The 26,913-nt window shown below is 67.0% G+C and carries 26 protein-coding genes; 17 read left to right on the top strand and 9 right to left on the bottom strand.

Annotation, left to right across the window (positions count from 1 at the left end; genetic code table 11):
* Positions 1–117: 117 nt before the first annotated feature.
* Both WS51_RS01015 and WS51_RS01010 read right to left on the bottom strand, forming a co-directional pair.
* Complete coding sequence (locus WS51_RS01015; protein ID WP_059508116.1) at positions 118–1,578, bottom strand: NAD(P)/FAD-dependent oxidoreductase; 1,461 nt, start codon at positions 1,576–1,578, stop codon at positions 118–120.
* Positions 1,579–1,674: 96 nt separating this feature from the next.
* Positions 1,675–2,019, bottom strand: coding sequence for a cupin domain-containing protein (locus tag WS51_RS01010; RefSeq protein WP_060296650.1), 345 nt, complete (start codon positions 2,017–2,019; stop codon positions 1,675–1,677).
* 196 nt (positions 2,020–2,215) lie between these two features.
* On the opposite strand from WS51_RS01010, the gene WS51_RS01005 reads away from it, so the two are divergent.
* The 8 genes from WS51_RS01005 (at position 2,216) to WS51_RS00960 (ending at position 11,196) form a co-directional block, all read left to right on the top strand.
* Complete coding sequence (locus tag WS51_RS01005; protein ID WP_069228445.1) at positions 2,216–3,106, top strand: helix-turn-helix transcriptional regulator; 891 nt, start codon at positions 2,216–2,218, stop codon at positions 3,104–3,106.
* Positions 3,107–3,290: 184 nt separating this feature from the next.
* Positions 3,291–4,241 carry an agmatinase gene (speB, locus tag WS51_RS01000; RefSeq protein ID WP_059508113.1) on the top strand — a complete coding sequence of 317 codons (951 nt, stop codon included), beginning with the start codon at positions 3,291–3,293 and terminating at the stop codon, positions 4,239–4,241.
* A 22-nt stretch (positions 4,242–4,263) separates the two neighbouring features.
* A complete protein-coding gene (locus WS51_RS00995) occupies positions 4,264–5,745 on the top strand; it encodes an aldehyde dehydrogenase family protein (protein ID WP_069228444.1) in 1,482 nt (493 codons plus the stop codon).
* 512 nt (positions 5,746–6,257) lie between these two features.
* Positions 6,258–6,395: a hypothetical protein gene (locus WS51_RS32740; protein ID WP_230938201.1), complete on the top strand. Its 138-nt coding sequence runs from the start codon at positions 6,258–6,260 to the stop codon at positions 6,393–6,395.
* Between the two features lie 103 nt (positions 6,396–6,498).
* Entirely contained in the window at positions 6,499–8,949 is a 2,451-nt protein-coding gene (locus WS51_RS00980) for a phosphocholine-specific phospholipase C (protein ID WP_069228441.1), read from the top strand.
* A gap of 369 nt (positions 8,950–9,318) precedes the next feature.
* Entirely contained in the window at positions 9,319–9,576 is a 258-nt protein-coding gene (locus tag WS51_RS00970; RefSeq protein WP_059791276.1) for a type II toxin-antitoxin system RelE family toxin, read from the top strand.
* A complete protein-coding gene (locus WS51_RS30430) occupies positions 9,573–9,968 on the top strand; it encodes a helix-turn-helix domain-containing protein (protein WP_081333513.1) in 396 nt (131 codons plus the stop codon). Before WS51_RS00970 ends, WS51_RS30430 begins: the two co-directional genes overlap by 4 nt.
* Positions 9,969–10,605: 637 nt before the next feature.
* Complete coding sequence (locus tag WS51_RS00960; protein WP_059508107.1) at positions 10,606–11,196, top strand: GNAT family N-acetyltransferase; 591 nt, start codon at positions 10,606–10,608, stop codon at positions 11,194–11,196.
* Between the two features lie 52 nt (positions 11,197–11,248).
* On the opposite strand, the gene tam is transcribed toward WS51_RS00960, so the two are convergent.
* Positions 11,249–12,034 carry a trans-aconitate 2-methyltransferase gene (gene tam / locus WS51_RS00955; protein ID WP_059447605.1) on the bottom strand — a complete coding sequence of 262 codons (786 nt, stop codon included), beginning with the start codon at positions 12,032–12,034 and terminating at the stop codon, positions 11,249–11,251.
* A gap of 122 nt (positions 12,035–12,156) precedes the next feature.
* On the opposite strand from tam, the gene WS51_RS00950 reads away from it, so the two are divergent.
* Positions 12,157–13,053 (top strand): LysR family transcriptional regulator, encoded by an 897-nt coding sequence (locus WS51_RS00950; RefSeq protein WP_059447645.1) that lies wholly within the window; start codon positions 12,157–12,159, stop codon positions 13,051–13,053.
* Between the two features lie 26 nt (positions 13,054–13,079).
* Here WS51_RS00950 and WS51_RS00945 read toward each other — a convergent pair whose 3' ends face one another.
* The 3 genes from WS51_RS00945 to WS51_RS00935 form a co-directional block, all read right to left on the bottom strand.
* Positions 13,080–13,514: a GNAT family N-acetyltransferase gene (locus WS51_RS00945; protein WP_059546573.1), complete on the bottom strand. Its 435-nt coding sequence runs from the start codon at positions 13,512–13,514 to the stop codon at positions 13,080–13,082.
* Positions 13,515–13,727: 213 nt separating this feature from the next.
* Positions 13,728–13,928: a hypothetical protein gene (locus tag WS51_RS00940; protein ID WP_059508104.1), complete on the bottom strand. Its 201-nt coding sequence runs from the start codon at positions 13,926–13,928 to the stop codon at positions 13,728–13,730.
* Positions 13,929–13,958: 30 nt separating this feature from the next.
* Positions 13,959–15,278, bottom strand: coding sequence for a DUF3422 family protein (locus WS51_RS00935; protein ID WP_059798927.1), 1,320 nt, complete (start codon positions 15,276–15,278; stop codon positions 13,959–13,961).
* 160 nt (positions 15,279–15,438) lie between these two features.
* Between WS51_RS00935 and WS51_RS00930 the strand changes: the two genes are divergently transcribed.
* On the top strand, positions 15,439–16,314 hold the full coding sequence (locus WS51_RS00930) for a LysR family transcriptional regulator (RefSeq protein WP_044848057.1): 876 nt from the start codon (positions 15,439–15,441) through the stop codon (positions 16,312–16,314).
* Positions 16,315–16,347: 33 nt separating this feature from the next.
* Here WS51_RS00930 and WS51_RS00925 read toward each other — a convergent pair whose 3' ends face one another.
* On the bottom strand, positions 16,348–16,914 hold the full coding sequence (locus WS51_RS00925; RefSeq protein WP_059770934.1) for a hypothetical protein: 567 nt from the start codon (positions 16,912–16,914) through the stop codon (positions 16,348–16,350).
* A gap of 396 nt (positions 16,915–17,310) precedes the next feature.
* Positions 17,311–18,228 carry a LysR family transcriptional regulator gene (locus tag WS51_RS00920; RefSeq protein ID WP_059870471.1) on the bottom strand — a complete coding sequence of 306 codons (918 nt, stop codon included), beginning with the start codon at positions 18,226–18,228 and terminating at the stop codon, positions 17,311–17,313.
* A gap of 324 nt (positions 18,229–18,552) precedes the next feature.
* On the opposite strand from WS51_RS00920, the gene fae reads away from it, so the two are divergent.
* From fae to WS51_RS00895, 5 genes are all read left to right on the top strand, one after another.
* Complete coding sequence (gene fae / locus WS51_RS00915; RefSeq protein WP_069228439.1) at positions 18,553–19,077, top strand: formaldehyde-activating enzyme; 525 nt, start codon at positions 18,553–18,555, stop codon at positions 19,075–19,077.
* Positions 19,078–19,117: 40 nt separating this feature from the next.
* Positions 19,118–20,140 (top strand): aldo/keto reductase, encoded by a 1,023-nt coding sequence (locus tag WS51_RS00910; RefSeq protein ID WP_059508100.1) that lies wholly within the window; start codon positions 19,118–19,120, stop codon positions 20,138–20,140.
* A gap of 14 nt (positions 20,141–20,154) precedes the next feature.
* Positions 20,155–21,606, top strand: coding sequence for an NAD-dependent succinate-semialdehyde dehydrogenase (locus WS51_RS00905; RefSeq protein WP_059447597.1), 1,452 nt, complete (start codon positions 20,155–20,157; stop codon positions 21,604–21,606).
* A 323-nt stretch (positions 21,607–21,929) separates the two neighbouring features.
* On the top strand, positions 21,930–22,655 hold the full coding sequence (locus WS51_RS00900) for a hypothetical protein (RefSeq protein ID WP_059508099.1): 726 nt from the start codon (positions 21,930–21,932) through the stop codon (positions 22,653–22,655).
* Complete coding sequence (locus WS51_RS00895; protein ID WP_059546585.1) at positions 22,652–23,005, top strand: hypothetical protein; 354 nt, start codon at positions 22,652–22,654, stop codon at positions 23,003–23,005. Before WS51_RS00900 ends, WS51_RS00895 begins: the two co-directional genes overlap by 4 nt.
* 24 nt (positions 23,006–23,029) lie before the next feature.
* Here the strand turns inward: WS51_RS00895 and WS51_RS00890 are convergent, their stop codons facing one another.
* Positions 23,030–23,905, bottom strand: coding sequence for a LysR family transcriptional regulator (locus WS51_RS00890; RefSeq protein WP_069228438.1), 876 nt, complete (start codon positions 23,903–23,905; stop codon positions 23,030–23,032).
* A gap of 219 nt (positions 23,906–24,124) precedes the next feature.
* Between WS51_RS00890 and WS51_RS00885 the strand changes: the two genes are divergently transcribed.
* Positions 24,125–25,063: a LysR substrate-binding domain-containing protein gene (locus WS51_RS00885; RefSeq protein WP_059447594.1), complete on the top strand. Its 939-nt coding sequence runs from the start codon at positions 24,125–24,127 to the stop codon at positions 25,061–25,063.
* A gap of 325 nt (positions 25,064–25,388) precedes the next feature.
* Positions 25,389–26,813: an aldehyde dehydrogenase gene (gene aldA / locus WS51_RS00880; protein ID WP_069228437.1), complete on the top strand. Its 1,425-nt coding sequence runs from the start codon at positions 25,389–25,391 to the stop codon at positions 26,811–26,813.
* The last annotated feature ends 100 nt before the right edge of the window (positions 26,814–26,913 follow it).

The following is a 26,913-nucleotide window of genomic DNA, read 5'->3' as shown; positions in this document are numbered from 1 at the left end:
TGAGCGCGTTGTCGGGCCGGCGCGACACCGGCCGTCGTCGCCGATGAACCTTGCCGGACGCGCGTCGCCATCGGCAACGGCGCGCGCCATACTGGTCGCGCGGACATCGCGCACCGTTCACATGGGAAAGCCCATCGCCTTGATCCCGTTGATCCACGCACGCTTCCAGCCGCCTTCGGCGTCCGCGCCGTCGAACGCATGGAACGTGATCTTCGCGGCGACCCAGCGCACCGGCTCGGGCGGGATGTAGCTCGGGCTCTGGTTCGCGATGTCGAGCTTGCGCTCCGGGCTGTCGCGATCGAACAGGATGTTCAGACCCATGAACGCGCCGAACCGGCTCGCCGCGACGCCGAAGCCCGTGTAGCCGGCGACGAACACGGCCTTGCCGCCAAGATATCGCTTCGCGAACACCGAGCCGCGCGAGCAGTAGTCGATCGGGCCGCCCCACGCGTGCGAGAAGCGCACGTCGGCGAGCTGCGGGAACGTGCGGTGGAACGCCTCCGCGAGCCGGTAGTAGGTTTCGCGCTCGCCGTCCTGGTGCGGCTCGGGATCGCCGTCGAAGTGATAGCTGACCAGCCCGCCGAAGATGATGTTGTTGTCCTTCGTCAGCCGGAAATAGTTGAGCTGCGTGCGCGTGTCGTACACGCCCTGGCGATTCTTCCAGCCGATCCGCGCGAGCTGCGCGTCGGTCAGCGGCTCGGTCGCGAGCACGTGGTCGCGCACCTGCATCACGCGGCGGTTGATGTCGGGAATGCCGACCTTCGCCGTGCCGCTGCCGAACACGACGCGCGGCGCGCGCACGCCGCCCTTCGGCGTCTTCACGTACACCGTGGCGCCTTCGTCGGTCACCGTGACGAGCGGCGTATGTTCGTACAGCTTCACGCCGAGCGACAGCGCCGCACGCTTGAGCCCCCACGCGAGCTTCGCCGGATGCACGATGCCGCTGCGATTGCGCGACCAGAGCGCGCCCGCGAACAGCGGCGAATTCAGTTGCTCGAGCGTTTCGTCGCGATCGAGCAGCACGACGTCGTGTCCGTATTGGCGGTGCAGGTCGTAGTCGCCCTTCAGGTGCGCGAGGTGCGCCGGGTCGACCGCCACCGTCATCTCGCCGTTCCATTCGATGTCGGCGTCGATGTCGTAGCGTTTCAGCGTTTCCTCGAAGCCGTCGAGGTTGCGATGGCCGAAAGCCTCGAGCTGCGCGATGTCGTTCGGAAATACGCGCACCGCGTTCGGCAGCCCGTGCATCACCGACGTCGAGATGATTCCGCCCGCGCGGCCCGATGCGCCGTGCGCGACCTTGCCCGCCTCGATCAGCACGACGTTCAGGTGCGGCATCTGTTCCTTCGCCTGCACGGCCGCCCACAGCCCGGTGAAGCCGCCGCCGACGATCAGCAGGTCGGCCGTCGCGTCGCCGACGAGTTCCGGCTCGGCGGCCGGCGCGGCCGGGTTGTCGAGCCAGTACGGGAACAGCTTCGTGTTCGCGAGCGCCTCGGCGGCGCTCAGTGCGACCGGCGCGCGACGCGCGTCATGCGCGTGTGCCGGCGCGGCCAGCGTTGTTTCGTTGACTTCCATTTCCATGATCCCAGCCATCCCGCGTGATCGCGGCCGATCGAACATGCAACCGCCGCCGGGCCCGCGTCGATCCGACGACGGCACCACGGCGGCGGCCGCGCATCACGACTTCTCGAGCAGCACGTAGAACTTCTTCGCGTCCTCGATCGTCTCCCAGCGGCCCGCGAAACCGGCCGGCAGCAAATAGCCCTGGCCCGGCGTGAATTCCTTGCGATTGCCTTCCACGTCGGTCAGCGCGATCCGGCCCTCGACGAGCCACACCGCCTCGTCCGCCGCCGTTTCCGGAAACTCCACCGAGCCGACCTTGCCTTCCCACCAGCCGATGAGGTAGCTGCCGCTCCTGCCTTCGGCCGCGCGCCAGTCGCTTTCGTCCATCCCGAAGTCGAGCTTCGTGAATTCGCCAATGCCTGCGCCGAGCGGCAGGATGTCCTTGATCAGTTTGGTCATCTGAATCTTTCGTCTCTCGATTGAAAAAAGCAGAGACAAAGTTACTCATTTACACTGCCCCGGTATGCCCCCCTTCGGGGGGGACAAGCCGCGTTTTCCGGCGCGCGACGTCGCAGGACTCCGTACCGTATTTCCCCCTAATGACGCGTTCGGCTTGCGACGCTAAAATCGCCGCCGCTTTTCACCGGGGAACCGCATGCTGCTCAACGTGAACCCCTTCCACCGCGACACCGACCGCTTCGACGTGTCGTTCAAGGCGCTGGGCGAGCTGATCGAGACGGTCGGCACGCCGCACTTCGTGCCGCGCCTCACGCAATTGCTGAACGACGTGGTGCCGCTCGACGTCGCGCATGTCGAACGGTCGCGCGTCGACGGCACGATGCCCACCGGCTACCGCTGCGAATGGATCGGCAGCAGCGGCATCGGCACCGCGACCGCCGGGATCTCCGACGTGATGACGCTCTACTACGAGCGCTTCCTCGACAGCGACCCGCTGTTCGCGGGGCTGCGCGGCAAGACGGGCACGATGCTGGTCGTGCGCGATATCGCGGCGATTCCGCCCGGCGAATTCCGCCAACGGTTGTTCGACGACGTGCATATCGGCCACGAATGCGTGCTCGCACGCGGCACCCGCTACGCACAGCATTCGATCGCGCTCGAACGCGGCCGCGACCGACCGCCGTTCACGCTCGCCGAGATGAACCGCTTTCGCAGCATCAGCGACGTGCTGTTCCCGCTGCTCGAACTGCACGCGTCGACCACCGCGGCGCGGCGCGTCGCGCATCCGACGCCCGAAGTGCATCCGCTCGCGCTGTTCGACGCACGGATCGCGGCCGACGGCGTGAAGCTGTCGAAGCGCGAATACGAGACGTGCAAGCATCTGATCTCCGGCAAGACCGTGCCGGAAACCGCCGACATCCTCGGCGTGCGGGTCGCGTCGGCCGAGTCGTACGTGAAGCGCGCGTTCGCGAAGCTCGGCGTGCGCACGAAGCGCGAGCTTGCGGCATGGGGATCGGCCGCGCCGGCGTTTCGTGCTGCTGCGGCGCACGACGGCGACGACACGTCCCCGCCCGCGATCGCGCGCTGATCCGCTCCGACGCCGACGCCCGCCGACCGGCCGCCGATCGCCCGCCGAGTCATGCCGCGTCGATGCGGCGGCGCCACTCGCATCGAATCGCGTCGATGTAAACGTCGCGACTTCAGGATCTTCGCGTCCGCGTTCTCCTCTACCATCGGCCGATCGCTTTTCATCAGAAAGAGGAGACGGCTTCATGCACCGCGAACTGAACCAGCCGATGGGCGGCAACGAGATGCCGCGCTTTGGCGGCATCGCCACGATGATGCGCCTGCCGCAGGCCGCCACGACCGACGGCCTCGACGCATGCTTCGTCGGCGTGCCGCTCGATCTCGGCACGTCGAACCGCTCGGGTTCGCGCTTCGGCCCGCGTCAGATCCGCACCGAATCCGTGCTGCTGCGCCCGTACAACATGGCCACGCGCGCGGCGCCGTTCGATTCGCTGCAGGTCGCCGACATCGGCGACGTCGCGACCAACCCTTACGACCTGAAGGATTCGGTGCGTCGCATCGAGCACGCGTATGACGAGATCGTCGCGAACGGCTGCCGGCCGATCACGCTCGGCGGCGACCATACGATCGCATGGCCGATCCTGCGCGCGCTGCATAAAAAGTACGGCAAGCTCGCCGTGGTGCACGTCGACGCGCACGCGGACGTGAACGACACGATGTTCGGCGAGAAGATCGCGCACGGCACGCCGTTCCGCCGCGCGGTGGAGGATGGCCTGCTGCAATGCGACAAGGTCACGCAGATCGGCCTGCGCGGCACCGGCTACGCCGCCGAGGATTTCGACTGGTGCCGCCAGCAGGGCTTCACCGTCGTGCAGGCGGAGGAGTGCTGGAACAAGTCGCTCGCGCCGCTGATGGCGCAAGTGCGCGAACGCATCGGCGACACGCCGGTCTACCTCAGCTTCGACATCGACGGTCTCGACCCGTCGTTCGCACCCGGCACCGGCACGCCGGAAATCGGCGGGCTGTCGGTGCAGCAGGGTCTCGAGATCATTCGCGGAATGAAAGGACTGAACCTCGTCGGCGCGGATCTCGTCGAAGTGTCGCCGCCGTACGATCCGAACGGCACCACCGCGCTCGTCGGCGCGAACCTCGCGTTCGAGATGCTCTGCGTGATGCCGGGCGTCGCGTGCCGCTAACCCGATCGACAGGAAAACGTTCATGACCACCGCTGATCTTTCCTCTTCCACCTCGCCCGTCGTGCTGCCTGCCGCACGCATCGCCGGCCATCCCGTGCGCACGCACTCCGATGAAGCCGGGGCGTCGATCTTCAATGCGTCGACCGGCGAGACGATCGGCTGGCAGGAATTCGCGACGGCCGCGCACGTCGATGCCGCGGTCCGCGCCGCGCGCGACGCGTTCGCAGGCTGGCGCGACACGCCGCCCGCCGAGCGCGGCCGCTTGCTCGCGGCGATTGCCGAACGCGTGGAAGCCAATCGCGAACGCCTGGCGGCGCTCCAGATGCAGGTGAGCGGCAAGCCGCCGTTCGAGGCCGACGCCGACGTCGGCGACGTTGCCGCGACGTTCGCGTACTACGCGCAACTGTGCGAGAACCCGGCGCTGTTCGCGGCCGAGCCGGTCGCGCTGCCGAGCGACGCCGTCGCGGCCGAGCGCTTTCACGACGCGGTCGGCGTGGCCGCGCTGATCATGCCGTGGAACTTCCCGATGGTCACGACCGCGTGGAAGCTCGCGCCCGCGCTGGCGGCCGGCTGCACGGTCGTGATGAAGCCGTCGGAACTGACGTCGCCGGCGGAGCACGCACTGCTCGACCTGATCGCCGAAGCCGGCGTGCCGGACGGTGTCGTCAACGTCGTGAACGGCGGCGCGGAAGTCGGCGCGGCGCTGACCGCGCATCCGCTGATCGACAAGATCTCGTTTACCGGCAGCACGGCCGCCGGTCGCAAGGTCATGCAGGCCGCGGCGGAAGACATGAAGCGCGTGACGCTCGAACTCGGCGGCAAGTCGTCGCTGATCGTGCGCGACGACGCCGATCTCGACATGGCGGTGTCGCTGGCAGTGGCCGGCGCGTTCACGAACGCGGGCCAGATGTGCTCGGCCACCGCGCGCATCCTGGTGCACGACAGCCTGTACCGCAGCTTCATGGCCGCGTTCGAAACGGCCGTGCGCGCGCTGATCGTCGCGCCGCCTTCCGTCGAACACGTCGCGATGGGGCCGCTGATCTCCGCCGCGCAGCGCACGCGCGTCGAGGCGCTGCTCGAGCAAGGCATCGCGGCCGGTGCGCGCGTCGCGTTCAGCGGCCGCGTCGCCGAGAGCGGCGGCAACGGCTTCTTCATGGCGCCGGTCGTGGTCGCCGAGCCGGCCGCCGACAACCTGCTGTGGACCGACGAAGTGTTCGGCCCGGTCGCGTGCGTGAAGTCGTTCCGCACCGACGACGAGGCGATCGCGCTCGCGAACGACACGCGCTACGGGCTCGTCGCGACGGTCGTGACGCGCGACGCCGACATCGCGAAGCAGTTTCAGAAACGCGTGCGCGCCGGCCTCGTGTGGATCAATGCACCGCAGCTCATCTACCCGCACGTGTGCTGGGGCGGTTTCGGGCTCAGCGGGATCGGCCGCGAACTCGGCGTGACGGGCCTGCGCAGCTACCAGGAACTGCGTCACGCGATGCGCGCGATCGGGTGATCGACGCCAACGCGTTCGTCACGGAGCCGATCGCTGCCCGGTATGGAATCGAGCATCTACTCGGCGTCGCGCTCGATACCGAAGGCGGCGCGTCAGGCGGATGATTCCCCGGACGCGGCACCGGCGTGCTGGCGTTGTCGTGAAGAAGGGCGCACGCGCACGAACACGCGACGCGTGTCGCCCGGCCATATGCCGTCGGAAGTCGAACGAACCCGCTTCCACGGCGATTCGATCGACGGCGTGCCGTTGTCGTAGTACGTCGCGCAACCGGGCGCGACCCATCATGAAGCAAGGCTGCCGCACGTCGCCGGCACGCGCGTCCGGCCTGTCATGAAGTTGTTCCGGTTCGGACGATATTCTCCGCTGTTCATTTCATTTCTGGAGGGGCAATGAAAGCAGGAACAGGAACGACGCACATCCATCACTCAGGAATCCGACTCGAATCGAGTCGCGACAACGCCGCTCCACGCGCCACCAACGAAAGTCATGTTCCGCAATGGCGTGGCGCGCTCATGATCGCGCTTCTCTGCGCACTCGCCGGTTGCGGCGATGGCGATTCCGGCGCGGCCGGCAACCTCGCCGCGAACCGCGCATCGGTGTCGAGCACGGCCGCCGCGCCGGTGCTGCACTGCGCCACGGCTTGCCACTGACGGGCACGTGCCCTTGCCCGGCGCGACTGCCGTTGCAACGCGCGGCGCGTGAAGCGCGGCTGCGTCCGGCTGTCCGTCCGGCGACTCATGACAGAGAGCGAACATGCAAAACAAATCCACGACACGACGTCAGTTCCTGGCCGATGCGCTGAAGCTCGCGGGCGCCACGGCCGTCACCGGCATGCTGCCCGAAAGTATCCTGCGCGCGCAGTCGATTCCGGCGGCGACCGTCACCGGCACGATCCAGGACGTCAAGCACGTCGTGATCCTGATGCAGGAAAACCGGTCGTTCGACCATTACCTCGGCACGCTGCGCGGCGCGCGAGGCTTCGGCGATCCGCGCCCGGTCGTGATCTCGAGCGGGTATCCGGTCTGGCGCCAGCCATGGCTGCTGTCGTACGTCTTCCCGTTCAACCCGTCTCCGCCGGCCGGCAGCGCGAACGGCGACACCTATTACGGCGACCTCGACCATAGCTGGAGCGGCACGCACAGCGCGTGGAACAACGGCCGTTACGACAACTGGGCCGGCGCGAAGACCAGCGGCACGATGTACTACTTCACGCAGAACGACATCCCGTTCTATTACGCGCTGGCGAGCGCCTTCACCGTGTGCGACAGCTACCACTGCTCGATGCTCGGGCCGACCGACCCGAACCGCCTGTATCTGTGGACGGGTTGCTGCGGCAACGTGCCTGGCTATACGCCGTATACGACCAACACGATGACCGGCACCGGCTGGACCACGATGCCGGAGCGGCTGAACGCGGCCGGCGTCACGTGGAAGTTCTACCAGGACAAGGGCAACGGGCTCGACGCCGCCCACGGCCACGGCGAATACAACGGCTCGGGCAAGGATCTCTGGTGGAACGGCAACTACGGCGACAACGTCATCCTCAACTTCAAGCAGTATCAGAATCTCGGCCCGAACGATCCGCTCGCGCCGGCGCTCAACGGCACGCAAATCGATCCGACGGGCGGCGGCACCGAGTACGACACGCGCCTGTTCAGCCAGTTGCAGGCCGACGTCGCGAACGACACGCTGCCGCAGGTATCGTGGATTGCCGCGCCCTACGCGTACTGCGAACATCCGTCGTGGGCCGCGAGCGGCGGTGAATGGTATGTGAGCAACGTCCTCAACGTGCTGACGTCGAATCCGAAGGTCTGGGCCAGCACGGTGCTGCTCGTGATGTACGACGAGAACGACGGCCTGTTCGATCATGTGCCGCCGGCCGTGCCCGCCAGCGCATACACCGGCACCGGAAAGTCGACGGTCTCGACCGCGGCCGAATTCGTCGGCGGCAGTGGCGCGGCGTCCGACGGTTCGGCAAGCGGCGACGTGCCGATCGGCCTCGGCCCGCGTGTGCCGATGTTCGTGATCTCGCCGTGGTCGAAAGGCGGCAAGGTCAACTCGCAGGTGTTCGACCACACGTCGGTGATCCGCTTTCTGGAAACGCGCTTCGGGCTCCAGGAAACGAACATCACGCCGTGGCGGCGCACCGTGTGCGGCGATCTCACGTCGGCGTTCGACTTCACCAATGCCGACCAGACGGTGCCCGCGATCCCGAGCCCGGCCAGCAACATGGATCCGAACGGCTGGACGGTCATCATCCCGCCGGCGACCACCACCGCCGTGCCGGCACAAACGGCCGGCCGCAATGCCGCATGCCGGCTGCCGTACGAGTTCTTCGTGCAGGGCAAGGTGAACCGGTCCGGCAAGGCGCTTGCGCTGACGATGACCAATACCGGCGCGGCGGGCGTGCATCTGCAGGTGTGGGTCGACGGCACCAGCACGATCCCGAGGCAATACACGATCGGCGCGGGCGCGAGCGCGTGCACGACGCTGTCCGATTCGCTCGCGCTGAATTCGGCCGGCGGCTACGACTATTCCGTCTACGGGCCGAACGGATTCGTGCAGACGTTCCGCGGCAACGTCGGCGCGTCGGGAAATGCCGGTTCGTCGGCCGAGGTGAGCCTCTGTTATGACGTGCAGAACGGCAACGTGCAGATCACGCTCGACAACACTGCCGGAGCGAGCGCGACGACGTTCCAGCTCGTCGACAACGCGTACGGGATGAACACGCCGCAGTCGGTCAGCGTGCCGGCCGGCGCGACGCAGGCCGTCACGTGGTATGGCGACGCCGGCTGGTACGACGCGAGCATCCGCGACGCGAACGATCCGAACTTCCTGCGCCGCGTGGCCGGCTGCGTGCAGGCTCAAGCGGGCGCGCTGCTGACCGATTCGGCGATCGGCAATACCAACGGGAAGTTCGTGCCCGCGCTGTCGTCGCAGGGAGCGTCGTACGGCACGCTGCGGTTCGATTACGTCGTGCCGCCGTGGCGCCACAGCCCGAAGAACTGGGTCGGCATCTACCCGCGCGGCGCGCAACCGACCAAGGGCGGCTACAAGTCGTGGGCATATCTGCCGAAGAGCACCGGGTCGCTGCTGTTCTCGACGACGGCGAACAGCGCGCTGCCGTCGGGCCAGTACGATGCGTGGTTCCTCTTCGACGACGGCTACACGCCGCTGGCCGGCCCGGTCGCGATCAGCATCTGACGAGCGGCAGGCGACGCGCGTTCGCGGCGCGCGTCGCCGCTGATTCGTACAGGGCGATGCCCGCGCATCCGGTGGTGCGCCGGTGCGGCACGACCGGCCGTGAATGACGCGTGGCGCGTGCGGGCGCACGTGCATGCGTGCATGTCCGGATGGTCGCCGTGAACGAAGGTCGCGCCAGCGCCGCCTTCGTGCTCGGCTCGGACGACGCCGAGCTTGGTTCCGATGGTCCCGGGCATTTCTCATGTAACCGCCTTCGCGACGACGAACACCCTCCACAGTGCCTGCGGGCTTTATCGGTTGTCGCGCCACGCGCCAAACCTCAGCTAACTTTGTTTGCATTATTGTTAGCAATTTGCTAACATTCGGGCTATGTACTCGATCGAATTCACCAAACAAGCCGCCCAAGCCCTCAAGGCGATGCCGCGCAATATTTCGGTGACGATTCGGGCAAAGATCGACGTACTGGCGGCCGATCCCTACGCACCGAATCCGAACGCGAAGAAGCTGGCGGGCCAGCCCGGCTACCGGCTCCGAGTGGGAGATTGGCGCGTGTTGTATGAAATCGAAGATGGCCGCGTTGTAATCATTGTGCTGGCCGTCAAACCCCGTGGAGGTGCCTACAAATGACCGAAGTTCAATTTATCGAGCAGGACGGCCACCGAGCCTTTGCGGTGGTTCCGATCGAACTGTGGGACCGCGTGAAGGGCCTGCTGGAAGAACTCGAAGATGAAGCGCTGTTCGCGCACGCCAAGGCAAGCGACGACGGCCACCGCATCCCGGCCGCCGTACTCGATGCCGAACTGGCAGGCGATCATCCCGTTCGCGCGTGGCGCAATCATCGCCGCATGACCCAAGACGTGCTTGCAGCACGAGCGGGGATCAGCAAGCCCTATCTCAGCCAGTTGGAAACCCGTCAGCGTGTTGGCACTACTGACGCGATGTCGAAGCTGGCCAGCGCACTTGATGTTCCTGTCGATGACCTGATCGAACTGCCATCGAGCCAGTCTGGAAAGCCATGATGCGATGTCGCGAGTCGCGCCGGTCTTCGCGATGCAACCGCATGAGTGCGCCACCCGTGCGCACTCATGCGGAGAACGAACGAACACCAAGACTGGCATATCGACTCCACACGGCATCTGTTTCGCCGACTGCTTGACTCCAGACGGCTTCATCGGCCGCCACGCGCCAACACGGCGGAGCCCGATCCTCATTCAGCCAGCCGTGATACCGCGTCGCGTGCTCGCAAAATCCGGGGGAGTTCGTGTATCAATGTGCCTCGACTCCGCGCCCGTACCTGCCCAGCGAACCACTCGGCCTCGCGTCTCCCCTCTCTTCGGGTTGCTCCCACCACATCGAATTCAACTCGATGCTCCCGTGCTGCTGAATCCGGAGCGTCCAGTCCCTCGTCGTTTCGATATGCAGCGCTGAATATATCGCGGGCGGTGCCGATGCATCGCGACGTTGCATGCGCGTTCCAGGTGCGGCGCCCGCGCCGATATCCCGCATAATCGGGCGTTGAATCGCGCCGCGGGGGGAAGCATTGTGCGAGCGCAGCAATTCGACACTGGAACGGGCGCGATCCAACCCGCCGCGACGCGACGGCGCTCGCCCCGGAAAGAACACCCGGCAATCCCGCTGAAGACAGGACACCGACACATGCACCGAGCCGAGCACATCAGCATCGAACAGGCGGTCGATCTGCCCGCCGACGAACTGAACGGATGCGACTTTTCGTTCGAGATCGCGTGGGAGCTGAATGCGCCGTACCAGGATCTGCTCGACTTGCGCGCGCTGCCCGTGCGGCGCAAGGACTACGGCTTCGATCCGGCCGGCTGGGCGCGCGAGGCGTCCGGCGGCACCGCGCTGTTCCGCGCGAGCGCGGGCGGGCGCCTCGCGGGATTCATCGCAATCACCGAAAGCTGGAACGGGATGGCCGAGATCGCGGAACTCGCGGTCGACCGCGATTGCCGGCGCCAAGGGATCGGCCAGTTCCTGCTGGCGGCCGCGGAAGCGTGGGCGCGCAACCGCGGCTTCGGCTTCATGCGGCTGGAAACGCAGGCGAACAACGTCGCGGCCTGCTGCACGTACGCGCGCGCCGGCTTCGTCATCGGCGGACACGACCGCTTCCTGTACGCCGACGGCGCGAACGACGGGGAAGTCGCCCTCTTCTGGTACAAGGATCTGCGGGACGGGCAGTCCGCGAAGAGCCGGACGGTCGATCCGGAATCGATGCGGCAGCCGTCCTGACCTGAGCACAAGCCGCAGTCCCGCACCGGTCCCGCTTTCGCGTTCTTTCGCGTTACTTCCGTGTCGCGACGATGAACAGGCGCGGAAACGGCAGCAGCACGCTGCCGTCGTCGAGCAGCGGATAGCCGCGCGGCCCGGCAAGCGCATCGCGATAGCGCGCGACGAACGCATCGCGTTCGCTTTCGTCCAGCGCCGCGAGAAACGGCCGCAACGCGCTGCCCTTGAACCATTCGACGACCGCATCGAGCCCGCCGCGCAACGGATGGTAGTAAGTCGTGCGCCAGACATCCACGCGCGAGCACGACGGCGACAGCAGCGCGTAGTAATACCGCGCGTCGAACCGCTCGGTGCGCGCCGCACCCTCGAGCTTGTGCGCCCATGGCCCGGCCGCGGCGACCTCGCGCATCAGCCGGTGCGCGGGTTCGTCGAGGTTGTCGGGCATCTGCACCGCGAGATGGCCGCCCGGCGCGAGCCGGTCGACGAGCGCGGGAAACAGCGTGTCGTGCGCGGGCACCCACTGCAGCACCGCGTTCGACAGAATCAGGTCGTAGCGGCCCGGATCGTCCCAGGTGGAAACGTCCGCCAGATCGAAACGCAGCGCGGGCAGGCGCTTGCGCGCGGCCGCGATCATGTCCGGCGACGCATCGATCCCGCGAACCGTCGCGTCGGGCGCGCGCGCGATCAGCGCTTCGGTCGAATTGCCGGGCCCGCAGCCGATGTCGATGGCGGTATGGATCCGCGTATCCGGCACGGCGGCCAGCAGGTCGCGCACGGGCCGCGTGCGTTCGTCTTCGAACCGCACGTACTGGTTCGCGTATTGATCGAGTGGGGTCGTCACGGCATGCCTCCTGGTCGGTGTGGACGGCGTCGGGATACCGACAGCCATCGATGCAGCGCATTCTGCGATCTCGCCGTTCTTCAGTAAAATGAATTTAATATCGTTATTGATTCATGTTTCTGATGAAAATCGATACGCTCGGCGTCCAGGCTTTCGTCGCGATCGCCGACGGCGGCAGCTTCAGACAAGCGGCCGACACGCTGCACGTCACGCAAACGGCGATCACGCAGCGGCTGCGCAAGCTCGAGTCCTTTCTCGGCGTCGCGCTGATCGAGCGCACGACGCGCCGCACTACGCTCACCGAAATCGGCCGGCGTTTCCTGCCCCAGGCGCGCCGGCTGCTGAACGAGCTGTCGGACGCGCTGACCGAAATCCGCGAAACGGGCCTGAGCCAGCGCGGCGACGTGACGATCGCATGCGTGCCGACGGTCGGCGTTCAGTATCTCCCGCGCATTCTGCGTGCGTTCTCCGGGCATCGGCCGCATGATCGCGTGAAGATCCTCGATCATGCGTCGGCGTCGGTTCTGCAGGCGGTGCTGCGTCGCGAAGCGGAATTCGGGATCAGCATCGCGGGCGACCAGCACCCCGAACTCGTCAGCGTGCCGCTCACGCACGATCCATACGTGCTCGTCTGCCGCGACGATCATCCGCTCGCAAAGCGTCGGCGGATCCGCTGGGCAGCGCTGCAGCCGCATCCGCTGATCTTCGCGGGCGAGGTGAGCGGCAATCGCGGGCTGCTCGAAGGCGCGCTGAAGACGAGCGGCGTGACGCTGCATTCGTTCTATGAAGTGCAGCGCAGTTCGACCGCGCTCGGCCTCGTCGCCGAAGGTCTCGGCGCGGCCGTCGTGCCGAAACTCGCGATCCAGAAGAACGCGTATCCGATGGTCCGCACGATCGAGCTCGTCGAGCCGTCGGTGTCCCGCACCCTCGTGCTGGTCAAGCGCCGGGCCGCGCAATTGTCGCCCGCGGCGCAGGCGCTGTACGACATGATCGTCGAGCGCGCGACGCCGGGGCGGTGACGTCAGGTGACGTCAGGCGACGTCGCTCACAGCGTCTTGACCATGAACACGCGCGCCGCCCCTTCCGGCTCGCACGGCACTTCGCCGAACGCTTCGTATCCGTGCTTTCGGTAAAAATCCGGCGCCTGGAACGAAATCGTGTAAAGCACCGCGCGCGCGCATCCGCGCCGCTTCGCCTCCGCTTCGGCCTCGCGCAGCAGCCTGCTGCCGAAGCCGCCGCCGCGCAGCGATTCCGGCAGGTAAAAGAGGTCGATGAAGAAGAGACCGAGCGACGTTCGGCCAGTGAGGCCGCCCAGAATCTCCCCGGTCGCGGGATCGGTCACGTAGACATCGAGCGCCGCCGTATCGCTGCGGCCCGTCATCGCGTGGTTGAATTCGCCGAGCTTGCGGCTGATGAAATCGCGGGCAGCCGGTTGTTCGGTGTCGGTGAGCTGAAGGGAAACGGCGGGATGCGCGGTCATGGAATGAAGGCGTACGTGAATGAACCGCCGAACGCGCGGTGCTCGCGCGGGCGTCGCACGACTATAGCGCGTTCGGCAATCACGCGACGCTGCGACGCTGCGCCGATCGTGAAGAATATACGAATGACGGGCACATCCCGTGCCCGCCGTTTCGTCGCGCCGGCGCCCGCCCGGGCCGCCGCGAAGCTTGAATCGACGCGCTGCGAACGCGCGTCAGTTGTACCCGAGAATCGCCACCGCAGCGACATCCGGCCGGTCGCCCGTATTCCCGACGAGCGACGTCATCGGCTCCTGCAACACGGCCTGATACGACGTCACGTGTGCGCCCTCCGGCGCGCCGGCTTCGTCCCATACCGGTTCGTCGAATGCGTCGACGTCACTGAAAAAGCCGGGTTGCGTTTGCGTAAAAGTCATCTCCACTCCTTTTGATATGTCGTCGATGTTCTAATTTGCCTGTTTCAACACCGCTGCCGGCACGGGCGCGCCATCGTGCGCGCCCTCCGACCGCGCGAGCTGCGCGCGCGTGCGCCGCGTAACGTGAATCACCGCGAACACGACCGGCGCGATCAACAGCCCTTCGGCCAGCTCCGGATCGACCGGCAGGTTCATCACGTGCAGCGCCTTGAACGCCGCCGTCGCGAGCGACAGCACGTAGTACGAAATGGCGGCCACCGACAGCCCTTCGACCGCATGCTGCAGATGAAGCTGATTGCGTGCGGTGCGCTCCATGCCGGCCAGCAGGCGCGTCACGTCCTTTTCCTGCGCGAGATTCACGCGCGTGCGCAACAGGTCGACCGCCCGCGCGATCCGCGCGGCGATCTGCTCGTGACGCGCCCACACGCTGCGGCAGGTTTCCATCGCCGGCGCGAAGCGCCGCTCCATGAATTCGGCGATCGTCGGCATTCCTTCGATACGCTCCTCGCGCAATTCGTGGATGCGCGCGAGCACGAGTTTTTCGTACGCACGCGACGCGCTGAAGCGGCCGCCGGAACCCGACAGCGCCTCGACGCGCACCGCGAGATGCGTGAGCTTAACGAGCAACGCCGCGTCGTCGCTGTCGGCACCGCTCGCGTCCATCTGCTGCATCAGCGCATGCAGCGCCGCGTGGATCTCGTCGAGCTCGCGGCTCATCCGGCGCGCGACCGGCAACGCGAGCAGCGCCATCATCCGGTACGTCTCGATTTCATAGAGACGCTGCAGCAGCCGGCCGCCCTGCTCCTCGCGAAAATCCTCGTCGACGACAAGAAAGCGCATGAAGCCGTCGTCACGCACATGCCAGTCGCAAAACACCTTGCCGCCGCCCAGCACGCTGCTGCCGACGAGCGCGGGCCCGTCGATCCAGCGGCGCAGGTCGCCGCATGCGAGCCGCGCGGCATCGCCCGACAGCAACTCCATGCGCACCGCGACGAAGCGGATGCCCGCGAGCCGCGCGAACCACGCGGCCGGAATCCCTTCGATCGCGAGATCGTCGAAATAGCCGGTGTCGCGGCGCGGCGCGACGAACGTGAACGTCGAAAACTCGGTGTGGCGCTCCCACTTCAGATGCCAGCCGCACGGCGACTGCACTGCAAGGTGAGTCGCACCGTCCTGCGGCACGGCAATGCCGGTGTCGCGGCACAGCGCGTGCAGCAGCGCTTCGTGGATGTCGGGCTGGCCGTCCGCGTAGATCGCGTAGTGCGTGAGCGACACGGCTTCGGCGAGCCGCAGGAACGGCCGGGCATGCAATTCCGCGGCCAGTGCGGCGCGCAACGGATGATCCATCATCGGTACACCACTCTTCCTGTTCGACGCTGCGTGCCGGACATGCCGGCGTAATCGCCGCACCGCATCGAACGATACGGCAGGCTCGATGCCACTATGGCAGACAAACAGCGACAATAAAAACGCATAATGCTGATCGTTACATTCAGTTTTCCTGATACCGATGAAGATGCTCGATCACGACGTGCTGGCCACTGTCGTCGCCGTCGCGGAAACCGGCAACATGACCCGTGCCGCCGAAGCGGTGAACCGCTCGCAGTCCGCCGTGAGCATGCAGATCAAGAGCCTCGAGGATGCGATCGGCCGGCCGCTGTTCGTGCGCAAGCCGCGCAGCATCGTGCTGACGCGCGAAGGCGAGGTGCTTCTGGGATTCGCCAGACGAATGCTGGCGCTGCGCGACGAGGCGTGGGCGGCGGTGGTGCGGCCGGAAGTGACCGGCAAGGTCGTAATCGGCGTGCCGGACGACTATGCATCGTCGCTGCTGCCGTCGGTGCTGAAGAAGTTCTCGGCGACTTATCCGAAGGTCGAGATCCAGGTGATCGGGCTGCCGAGCAGCGCGCTCGCGCCGCTCCTGAAGGACGGCACCGTCGATCTCGTGTGCGGCACGCGTATCAAGGGGCTGTCGGGCGACTTCATCCGCCACGAGCCGATGGCGTGGGCCGCGATGACGAACGGGCCGCGCGTGTGGGAAGAACGGCCGCTGCCGATCGCGGTGTTCATGCCGGGCAGCGTCGCGCGCGAGAATGCGATCCGCAGCCTCGAACGCGCGAAGCTGCCGTTTCGCACGTCCTACGAAAGCCCGAGCCTGCTCGGGCTGCTCAGCATGGTCGAGGCCGGGCTCGCGGTCGCGCCGCTCGCGCGCTGCGCGATTCCCGCGCAACTGTCGATGCTCGGCCGCTCGCACGGGCTGCCCGATCTGCCGCCGCTCGAGTTGATCCTCGCGCGCAGCACGAAATCGAAGCGCCCGCCATGCGACTTTCTCGCGGAACAACTGATGGAAGACCTGCAGCGGCAAACCGGCCAGACCGGCGACGCCTGAACCGCCGCCGGGCGCCCGCCCCCGCCCGTGCCGTCACGAACCGCCGGCCCGTGAATGGCCGGCCGTCAGCAACGCCGCGTTGACGATGCCCGCGACCCTGTCGACGAGCGCTTCCAGCGTGTCGCCATGCACGTACCGCCCGGCAGGCGGAATGCATTCGATTCGCCGGCCGCCCCACTGCGACCCGGCCGTCACCGACAGCGTCGCGCCGAACCGGTTGCCGTGCCGCCGGCCGAAGACGCCGACGCGCTGCTCGCGCAGATACGCCTGTTCCGGAAGAAACAGCCGAATCTCCACGGCAACCTGGTCGGGATCGCTGGCGCGCGCGTTCGCATCGACCGACGGCGCGAACGTCTTCGCGATGCGCAGCGTCACATGCGAATCCCACGCGGCGAGCGGGCCGCCGGCTGCGTCGACACGCTCGAGGTCGACCGACCAATGATGGCGATCCGGCAGCCGGATCGCCTGGCGCAGCAACACGTCCGCCGCGCGCACCGTCACGCGCAACTGCAGCGCGAGCTGCGTGCCGGACGGCAACGTCGCCACGCGTACGCGGCCGCTTGCCGCTCGCGTGGCCTGCACTTCTTCCATGAGGTGCATGGATTCCTCCCTCTCAACGGCCTGCGCCGCTTACGATGCGGCGCACAAACCTTAGCCGCGCCCGGCCCGCGGACAGCACGGTAGCCGGCGAATTGGCGGCAAACCATACCGAAGGAGCAATCCGCGTTCCCTGCAGAACGATCCTGCGTCGCCATGCGCAAACGGCGCGCAACGGGACCGGGCGCGGCAACCATCTGGCGCGCGATCGGCCCGTGCCGCGCGAAGTCGAGCCTCCGGGGCGATGCCGAATCCGGGTATCGGAATGGACGAGGGTCATGGCCCGGACGGACGGCGTCCCGGATACTGGACACATCCCGAGCTTAGGAGGCACTGCATCAATACCGTGCAAAAAAACGGGTTTGCAGTGAAAAAATGGCATGCGTGCCGGCGGTGCCGCTACGCGAACGCCTCCAGCGACGCCCGCCGCCGCTCGTCGACCATGGCCTCGATCAGCGAGACCAGATCGTCGGTCAGCGGATCGCAGATCCCCGGCGAGCGATGCAGTTCGAGGTCGGCGGGCGGCAGCGGCGGCAAGCCGTCCGCTTCGTCGAGCACGCGCCAGTTCCCGGGCAGCGTGCAGCGGTCGATCATCGTCACGGCCGCGCCGTGATTCACCGCGATCTTGATGCCGGTCGGGCTCTGGCTCGTATAGACGACGTGATACGGCCGTTCTGCGGTCGCGAGCGCCTGCAGCCCGCGCTGCCGATAGCAGCACGTTTCGGGAAACAGCGCGAGCGGTAGCGATGCGCGCGGGTCGAGCGCGAAGTCGCGATGCGCGGCCCACACCACGTCGTGACGGCCCAGCAGCCGCCCGGCCGCATTCGGCCCGTGCCGCACGACGAGCGCGACGTCCAGCTCGCCGGCCTGCAGCCGCTCGACCAGCTCCAGCGACATCCGGCAATGCACGTGCAGGCGCGCGCCCGGCCGCAGCGCGTAGAACGATTTCAGCAGGTCGGGCAGCCACAGCTCCGCGTAATCCTCGGGCAGCCCGAACCGCACGACGCCGCGGTCGGTGCTCGTCTGCTTCAACGCGATGATCGCGTCGTTCTGCACCTGGATGATCCGCCGCGCGTGGATCAGGAAGTTCTCGCCATCGCGCGACAGCTCGAGCCGCCGGCTGTTGCGCATGAACAGGTGCGTGTCGAGCCGCTCCTCGAGCGTGCGGATCCGCAGGCTGATGGTCGACTGCGTGCGATGCAGCTGCCGGGCCGCCGCGGTGAAGCCGCCGCTCTCGACGACGGCGACGAATGCGCGGATCAGCTCCGGGTCGAGAGAGCTGAGTTTCGACCAATCGGGTCTCTGAATGGCTGCCATCGGAATTACTCGCTTTCGAAAAAGGACGGGGCGTCGAAAGATAAGGCCCGGGGTACGCCGATTGTTGTCCGGACGCGCGCGGCGCTCCAACCCCCGCCCGGGTATGACAAACCCGGAGCCGGCATGCCGCCGTCCACCCGCACCGCCCGTCGCGCGACATCGTCCGGCGGCGCAGGCGGCCCGGCCGGCGGGCGTTCGCGCGCGGCGATCAGGGCTTTTCCGGAGACGACGAAAACGCATACCTCGATCAGGAAACATCGATTCACCGGCCGCATCGCGGCCCCGGACAATCGCCTCACACAACCTCATCGACGAGACAACGCAATGACCGCACCGCAACCCAGACAGCTTTTCATCGGCGAAGGCTTCGAAGGCCCCGGCGTCAACCTCGCGCACATCAACGTGCTGATCGGCCCGCGCAACGGCCCTGCCGGGCAGGCGTTCGCGACCGCGCTCGCGACGCCGTCGGCCGGCCACGCGCCGTTCGTCGTGATCGCGCAACCCGGCATCCCGACCAAGCCGCTCACGCTTTACGTGAACAAGGCGCAGATCGACGGCGACTTCCACGGCAACGCGACCTGGGGCGCCTCGCAGGCCGGCATCGCGAAGGCCGTCGCCGAAGCGCTCGAGAACGGCACGCTGCCGCCCGAAGCGGAAAACGACTGGGTCGTCGTGTCGGCGAACTGGGTCAACCCGAAAACCGACGATCTCGACGCCGTGTTCGAGAACAACTACCGCGCATGCCGCAACGCGATCGTCGCCGCGATGGAAGGGCTGCCGCATCGCGATGCCGTGTTCGCCGCCGCGCGCGACGTCTCGAACCCGTTCTACACGTCCGCGAAGAACTGACCGACAACGAGCGGCCGGCAAGGCCGTATCAGGAGGAAGCATGGAATACGTCCGCCTCGGCCAGTCCGGCCTGAAGGTGTCCCGCCTGTGTCTCGGCACGATGAACATGGGCACGCCCGAATGGAAGCCGTGGATCTTCGACGAAGCGCAGAGCGAGCCGATCGTGCGCCGCGCGCTCGATGCCGGCGTCAACTTCATCGATCTCGCGGATTTCTATTCGACGGGGGTCGGCGAGGAAGTGGTCGGCCGCATCCTGAAGCGCAACGCGCGCCGCGAGGAGCTGGTCGTCACGACGAAGGTCGGCTACGACATGGGCAGCTATCCGAACGCCGGCGGCCATTCGCGCAAGCACGTGCTGGACGGCATCGACGGGTCGCTGAAGCGTCTCGGCATGGATTACGTCGACATCTTCATGCTGCACTTCTTCGACGTGAACACGCCCGTCGAGGAAACGATGAGCGCGATGCACGACATCGTGCGGGCGGGCAAGGCGCGCTATATCGGCGTGTCGACGATGTACACGTGGCAATTCGCGAAGATCATGCAGGCGTGCGAGCGCAACGGCTGGGACAAGCCGATCAACATGCAGCTGCAGCTGAACCTCGCGTATCGCGAGGAAGAGCGCGAGATGGTGCCTTACTGCATCGACCAGGGCGTCGGCGTGTCGGTGTTCAGTCCGCTCGCGCGCGGCCTGCTGACCTGCGAGCCGCAGTCGACGCGCAACCAGACCGACTTCTTCACCGCGCAGATGTACGGCGACGCGTCGTCGCTCGCGATCGCCGAATCGGTCGCGAAGGTCGCGAAGCGGCGCGGCGTGCCGCCCGCGCAGATCGCGCAGGCCTGGGTGCTGAGCCGCCCGGGGATTGCCAGCATGCTCGTCGGCGCCGATTCCGTCGCGCAGTTCGACAGCGCGCTCGGCGCGCTCGAGACGCAGCTCGGCGAAGACGAACTGTACGAGCTCGAGCGCAACTACACGCCGTGCGACCTGATCAACGACTACACCGCCGGCAAGCGCATCGCACGCGAGCCGCGCCCGGCGCAGGGCAGCTTCGCGGCGGACTGAAGGAACGACACGCAATGAGCGAATTTCTGAGAACGGGCCATTACATCGGCGGTGAATGGCACGAGCCGCATCGCGCGAGCGATGCAACCTATCCGGTGCTGAATCCCGCCACGGGCGAGACGATCGCGAAAGTCGCGAAAGGCGATGCCGACGACGCGCAGCGCGCGATCGACGCCGCCGCGCACGCGTTGCCCGCGTGGCGCGCGCTGACGGCGAAGGAGCGCGGCGCGCGCGTCAAGCGCTGGGGCGAACTGATGCTCGAACATCGCGACGCGCTCGCCGAGCTGCTCACGCGCGAGCAGGGCAAGCCGCTCGCGGAGGCGCGTGGCGAAGTCGCGTACGCCGCCAGCTTTCTCGAATGGTTCGCGGAAGAAGCGAAGCGCATGTACGGCGACGTGATCCCGAGCCCGAAGCCCGATGCGCAGATCGTCGTCACGCGCGAACCGGTCGGCGTGGTCGCGGCGATCACGCCGTGGAACTTCCCGCTCGCGATGATCACGCGCAAGGCCGGCCCCGCGCTCGCGGCCGGCTGCACGATGGTGCTCAAGCCGTCCGAGGAAACGCCGCTGTCGGCGTTCGCGCTCGCGGTGCTCGCCGAACGGGCGGGCGTGCCGGCCGGCGTGTTCAACGTCGTATCGGGCGACGCGATCGCGATCGGCGAGGCGCTCACGCATTCACCGGTCGTGCGCAAGCTGTCGTTCACGGGCTCGACCCGCGTCGGCAAGCTGCTCGCCAGGCAATCGGCCGATACGCTGAAGAAGCTGTCGCTCGAACTCGGCGGCAACGCGCCGTTCATCGTGTTCGACGACGCCGATCTCGACGCGGCCGTGCAGGGTGCGATCGCATCGAAGTTCCGCAACACGGGCCAGACCTGCGTATGCGTGAATCGCTTTCTCGTGCAGGACGGCGTATACGACGCCTTCACGCGCAAGCTCGCCGACGCGGTACGCGCGTTGCGTGTCGGCAACGCGCTCGCGGGCGACGTCGATCAGGGGCCGCTCATCAACGAAGCGGCGCTCGACAAGGTCGAGCGGCACGTGGCCGATGCAACGTCGAAGGGCGCTCGCGTGGTCACCGGCGGCAAGCGCCACGCGCTCGGCGGCACGTTCTACGAACCGACCGTGCTGACCGGCATGACGCCCGACATGCTGATCGCCGAAGAGGAAACCTTCGGCCCGGTCGCCGGCTGCTTCCGCTTCACGACCGAAGAGGAAGCGATCGCCGCGGCGAACGACACGCCGTTCGGGTTGTCCGCGTACTTCTACACGCGCGACCTCGGCCGCGCGTGGCGTGTGTCGGGCGCGCTGGAAAGCGGGATGGTCGGCGTCAACGACGGGATCATTTCGACCGAAGTCGCGCCGTTCGGCGGCGTCAAGCAGTCGGGGCTCGGCCGCGAAGGCTCGAAGTACGGCCTCGACGAGTACGTGGAGCTCAAGTACACGCTGATGGCAGGGCTCGGCCGCTGATCGCACCGGGGGCGGTGCGGGCCGCGCGACGATGCTTGCGCTGGCCGGCGTGCTGCGGGTCGGGGAGATCGTGTCGATCGCGTGGGGGCCGACGATGAAGCAGTTGGTGCGGGAGGAGGCGGTCGGGTGTCGAGGTGCTGATGGTGTGATGCGCGTCGTACCCGCCGGTAGACACGAAGCGACGCGACGCACGCCGGGATGAGCCGGGCCGGGACCTGGACGAGGCGGCCAAAAGCGGCGCGTTCGACCTGGCCGTTCGGCAGACTCGGCAAGCTGGAATCACGCCGGTAAGCTGGGCACTTTCAGTTCAGCGCCCTGCAGCCATGTCCGCCCAGCGTATCGATCTCAGTCATGTTCTGCCCTATGAGACGACATACTTCGACGATCAGCTCACGGTCGATCGAAACCATCTGGATATCTCTGCGTTACTGGGCGTGAACGGCGACATCCCCGATGCATTGCTGGTTTCGTTGTGCGGCGCGCCTGCGGGTTCGGACATTCAAGCCTATCTCGACAGTGCGGACAGACTGACGTTCGCCGTCACGCACCCAACACTGATCCGATCGGTGAATCGCGTATCCGTGCTTCAAACACCGGACATGTCCGCACTCGAACTTCGGACCATCGATCTCGTCGATGACGCCGTTGATGGACTCGGCGCGGCCATGCTGTGGCGCATCGTCAGGGCGTGTGATAGGTTGGAGATCGGCTGGGTCAGCACATTCGCGATAGGCGGCCGCAAGGCGCCACCGGAACCGGGCGGTCCCCGCCTGTGCGGGTATTACGCATGGCCGCGGTTCGGCTTCGACGCGGCCATCCCCGATCCGCACGGTGACGAGGCCGCACTGTTCCAGTATTTCCAGGGCTATCCGGTCGGGCTGGCGGACGGGTCGCTTCGGTCGCTACGCGCGCTCTACGCGACGCGGTCAGGTCGCGACTTCTGGCGGGCTGCCGGATCTCATCGTGCGATGACGTTCAACGTCGCACCGCATGGCGAGTCAGTACTGGCGCTGCAACAATACTTGATCGAAAAGGGAATATACGGATGACCGAAAAGCACCGTGCAATCACCGGGTTCCGAATCGCGAAGCCTGTCGCCCGGCGCAATCGCACATTGAATGACAACACGCCCATTCGCGTTTGGCAATTGAGGCAGCTCATCGACACTCTCACCGCGCGCGAACGCCATCACAGTCGAGCGCGTGCCCAAAGCACATTGGCTGTCGCGCATGGCGCCCGCGCGGTCGGCGCTCAGGCGGAGCCACCGCAAAGGAAAGTCTTCGACGTCGGCCCTATCGATCGCTCGAAGAGCACGCTGCGCGTGATCTCGATGGCCGATGCCCAGGCGCGCTGTCGCCGGGAAACCCTTTTGCATTTCGGGCTCGATCCCGATCTGTAATGCACTACGGTCACGGGAGGCCGACTACCCCTTCCTCACCACTTGCGCCCGCAGCCACGCGGCGAATGCGCCCACGTGCTCGACCATCGCGTTTTCCGGCGCGATGTCGAGCCAATAGCCGAACGGACCGATCGGCTGTACCGGCGACAACCGCACGAGGCTGCCCTCGCCGATCTCCTCCTCGATCATCGTGAGGTCGACCACGGCAAGCCCCGCGCCCTTGCGGGCCGCGCGAATCGCCTGTTCGAGCGTCGAGAACTCGATGCCGTCGCCGATCCGCTCGACTGCGATGCCAGCCTGCTCGCACCAGTCGGCCCACAGCGTCAAGCGCTTGCCCTCGTGCAGCACATGCAGCGACGGCAACCTGCGAAACAACGCATCGAGCGTATCGCCGCGATAACGCGGCGCACCGACGAGCGCGTGCCGCTCCATCATCAGCAGTTCCGACTGCATGCCGGGCCGCGCCGCGCGCCCGAAACGAATATGGCAATGACAATCGTCGGTCGGTTCGGTGCGGATCGACAGCTCGACGTCGGGCAGTGCCTCCGCGAGCGTGCCGAGCCGTGGCGAAAACCACTGCGTGGCGAACGTCGGCGGCAGCGATACCGCGAGACGCCGTTTCGCGTCCGGCCGCGCGACGGCAATCCCGCCGATGCCGCGCTCGATCGTATCGAACGCCTGGCCGACGAACGGCAGCAGCCGCTCACCGGCCTCCGTCAGCCGCACGCCCTTGTGATCGCGCTCGAACAGCCGCACGCCAAGCGCGTCCTCGAGCAACCGGATCTGCCGGCTCACCGCGCCTTGAGTCACGCATAGCGAAACCGCCGCGCGATTGAAACTCAGGTGACGCGCGGTCTCCTCGAAAAATCGCAACGCGATCAACGATGGCAGGCGTCGCATGATAGATGTGTCCCTCTCCGTCTTCCGTCTGGCTGGCAAGCCGGCGTGCCGGCAATGTCGAGCGCAGCTTTATCGCAGAAAAGCGCGCGCCCCGGCAGGCCGTGAAAACCCCGATATCCGGTGCGCGCACGGCCGCTGCATTCGGCGTTCCCGTCTCGCCGTCTCCCCGCCTACAATGAGCATCCCGCACCACAACGACACCGCCCCGTGAGACGCAAGATGCCGGCGCTGAATGCGCTGAAAGCCTTCGAGATGGCCGGCCGCACCGGCAGCTTCACGCGCGCGGCCGAACTGCTCAACGTGACGCAGAGCGCGGTAAGCCGCCAGGTGCGCCAGCTCGAAAGCCAGCTCGGCGAAACGTTGCTCGAGCGCCGCCATCACCAGCTCGAACTCACGGCGGCCGGGCGTGTGCTGCTGCGCGCGCTGCAGCAATCGTTCGACAAGATCGAGCTGACCGTGCGCAGCCTGCAGGAGAAAACCCATCTGAACCGCCTGCGCGCGAACGTCCCGCCGACCTTCGCCGCGCGCTGGCTGATGCCGCGCCTCGGCCGGCTGCGCGACGCGCATCCCGAATTCGAGCTCAGCCTGACGACGCGCATCCACGACAGCCTCGGCGAATCGCGCGTGCTCGACTGCGCGATCCGCTTCGGCGACGGCGAATGGGATGGCTTCGACAACGCACTGCTGATGCAGGAGCAGCATATCGCCGTCTGCGCACCCGCGCTCTATGCGCGGCTGAGGCAGGACGGCGCGCCGATCGACCTGAACCGCTTCACGCTGCTGCACGTGCTCGCCACCGACGACCAGCGCTACCTGACCTGGCAGCACTGGCTGAAGGCCGCCGGCATCGCCGACGTCGACACGCGCGGCGGCTACGAGTTCGACCTGCTCGATCACGCGATCCGCGCGGCGATCGACGGCCTCGGGATCACGATCGCCGACCGCCACATGGTCGCGCGCGAGCTTGCGACCGGGCAGTTGATGCAGGTGCTCAACGTGCACGTCGACGGCCACCAGTCTTACTGGTTCGTCACGCGGCCCGAACAGACGAACCTGCCGCATATCGTGCAGTTCCGCGACTGGCTCCAGCAGGAAGTGTGGCTCGCGAAGCGCCATCTCGAGCCGTCGTCGCCGCTGCCGCAGGTGCCGCTGGCCTGACGGGCGATCCGCCCCCGCCTGGCGCCGCCCGGTCGAGCGTTGGCCACAGGCGCGGGCAACGCCCAAGCGGCTTCCACGCACGTGTGCAGTCAGCGTCGGCTGCGTTGGCGGCCCGATCGCCGTCCGCCGCCCCGCCACCCGCCTCGCCGGTCTTGCCGGACGGGCGATTCCGGCCGATTGACTGAGTAACGTGCGTTTTTCTCATGCTCGACGCGAAAATAAGTCGTTTGTCGTGCAATAAACGCATGAGCAGAATGGCTTCCGTCCCGTGCCGCGCGTTTCGCCGCCAGAAGCGATCCGCCGCACCCATCGGAGGAGCCACTTCATGCGTACCGAACGCAACTATGTGAACGGCCGTTTCGTCGTCCCGGAAAGCGACGCGACGATCGTCGTCCACGATCCCGCCACCGAAGCACCGTTCGCGCGCGTGCCGGCCGCGACGCCGGCCGACGCGCTCGCCGCCGCAGCCGCCGCAGCCGCCGCGCAGAAAACGTGGCGCAAGCTGCCGAGCACCGAACGCGCGACCTTTCTGCACAAGCTTGCCGACGCGCTGAGCGCACGCGCGCCCGACATCGGCGCGGCGCTCGCGCGGGAATCCGGCAAGAGCATCGAGGACGCATCGAACGAAGCCGTCTACGCGGGCCAGATCACGCGCTACCACGCCGAGTGGGCGCGCCGGATCGAGGGCGAAATCATCCCGAGCGATACGCCCGACGAGAATCTCTTCCTGCAGCGCGAGCCGATCGGCGTCGTCGCGTGCCTGATCCCGTTCAACTTCCCCGTCTATACGCTGCTGCGCAAGATCGCGCCCGCGCTGATCGCCGGCAATACCGTGGTCGTGCGGCCGAGCAACCATACGCCGGTGTCGGCGTTCGAGGTCGCGAAGGCCGTCGACGAAGCCGGCTTCCCGCCGGGTGTCGTCAACATCCTGACGATGGATCACGCAACGGCCGAAGCGCTGTGCACGCATCCGTCGATCGGGATGATCACGTTGACGGGCAGCGTGAACGCCGGTCGCAAGGTGCTCGACTACTGCAAGGCGAACATCGCGAAGCCGTCGCTCGAACTCGGCGGCAAGACGCCCGCGATCATCGAGCCGGACGCCGACCTCGAACGCGCGGCCGCCGCGCTCGTCGCATCGAAAACCACGCACTGCGGCCAGCTCTGCACGGCGATCGAGCGCGTGTACGTGCACGACAGCGTGCACGATCGTTTCGTCGCGCTGCTGAAGGAGAAGATGGCGGCCGTGCGCATCGGCGACCGCGCACAAGACGCCTCGCGGATGGGCCCGCTCGTGAGCGCATCGGCGCGCGCCCACATTCACGGCATGGTCGAACGCGCGATCGCGGCCGGCGCGACGCTCGAAACCGGCGGCGCGATCCCCGACGGCCCCGGCTTCTTCTACCCGGCCACGCTGCTCACCGGCGTGACGCAGGACATGGAAATCGTGCAGGAGGAAACCTTCGGCCCGATCATGCCGGTGCTGCGCTACGCGACGATCGACGAGGCCATCGCGTTTGCGAACGATCACCAGTTCGGGCTGTCGTCGGTGCTCTACACCGAGAACTACCGCACCGCGATGAAGGTGGCGAACGCGATCGAAGCCGGCGAACTGTACGTGAACCGCACGCCGGCCGACCCGTACCAGGGCTTCCATGCCGGCTGGAAACGTTCCGGCCTCGGCGGCGACGACGGCAAGCACGGGATGCTCGAATTCACGCAGACGCGCCTCGTCGTCATGAAGTACTGACGCGCGCCCCGGCGCCATTTCCGTCGCGCGCGGCCACGGCACCACGCCGCGCGCCACCCAAAGATCGAACCACACATAACAAATCTGCAGGCGTGCGCAT

The organism is Burkholderia territorii (assembly GCF_001718335.1).
Classification (GTDB): Bacteria; Pseudomonadota; Gammaproteobacteria; order Burkholderiales; family Burkholderiaceae; genus Burkholderia; species Burkholderia territorii.
Note: the sequence above shows the minus strand (reverse complement) of the source record. Positions and strands in the feature narration are given on the sequence as shown.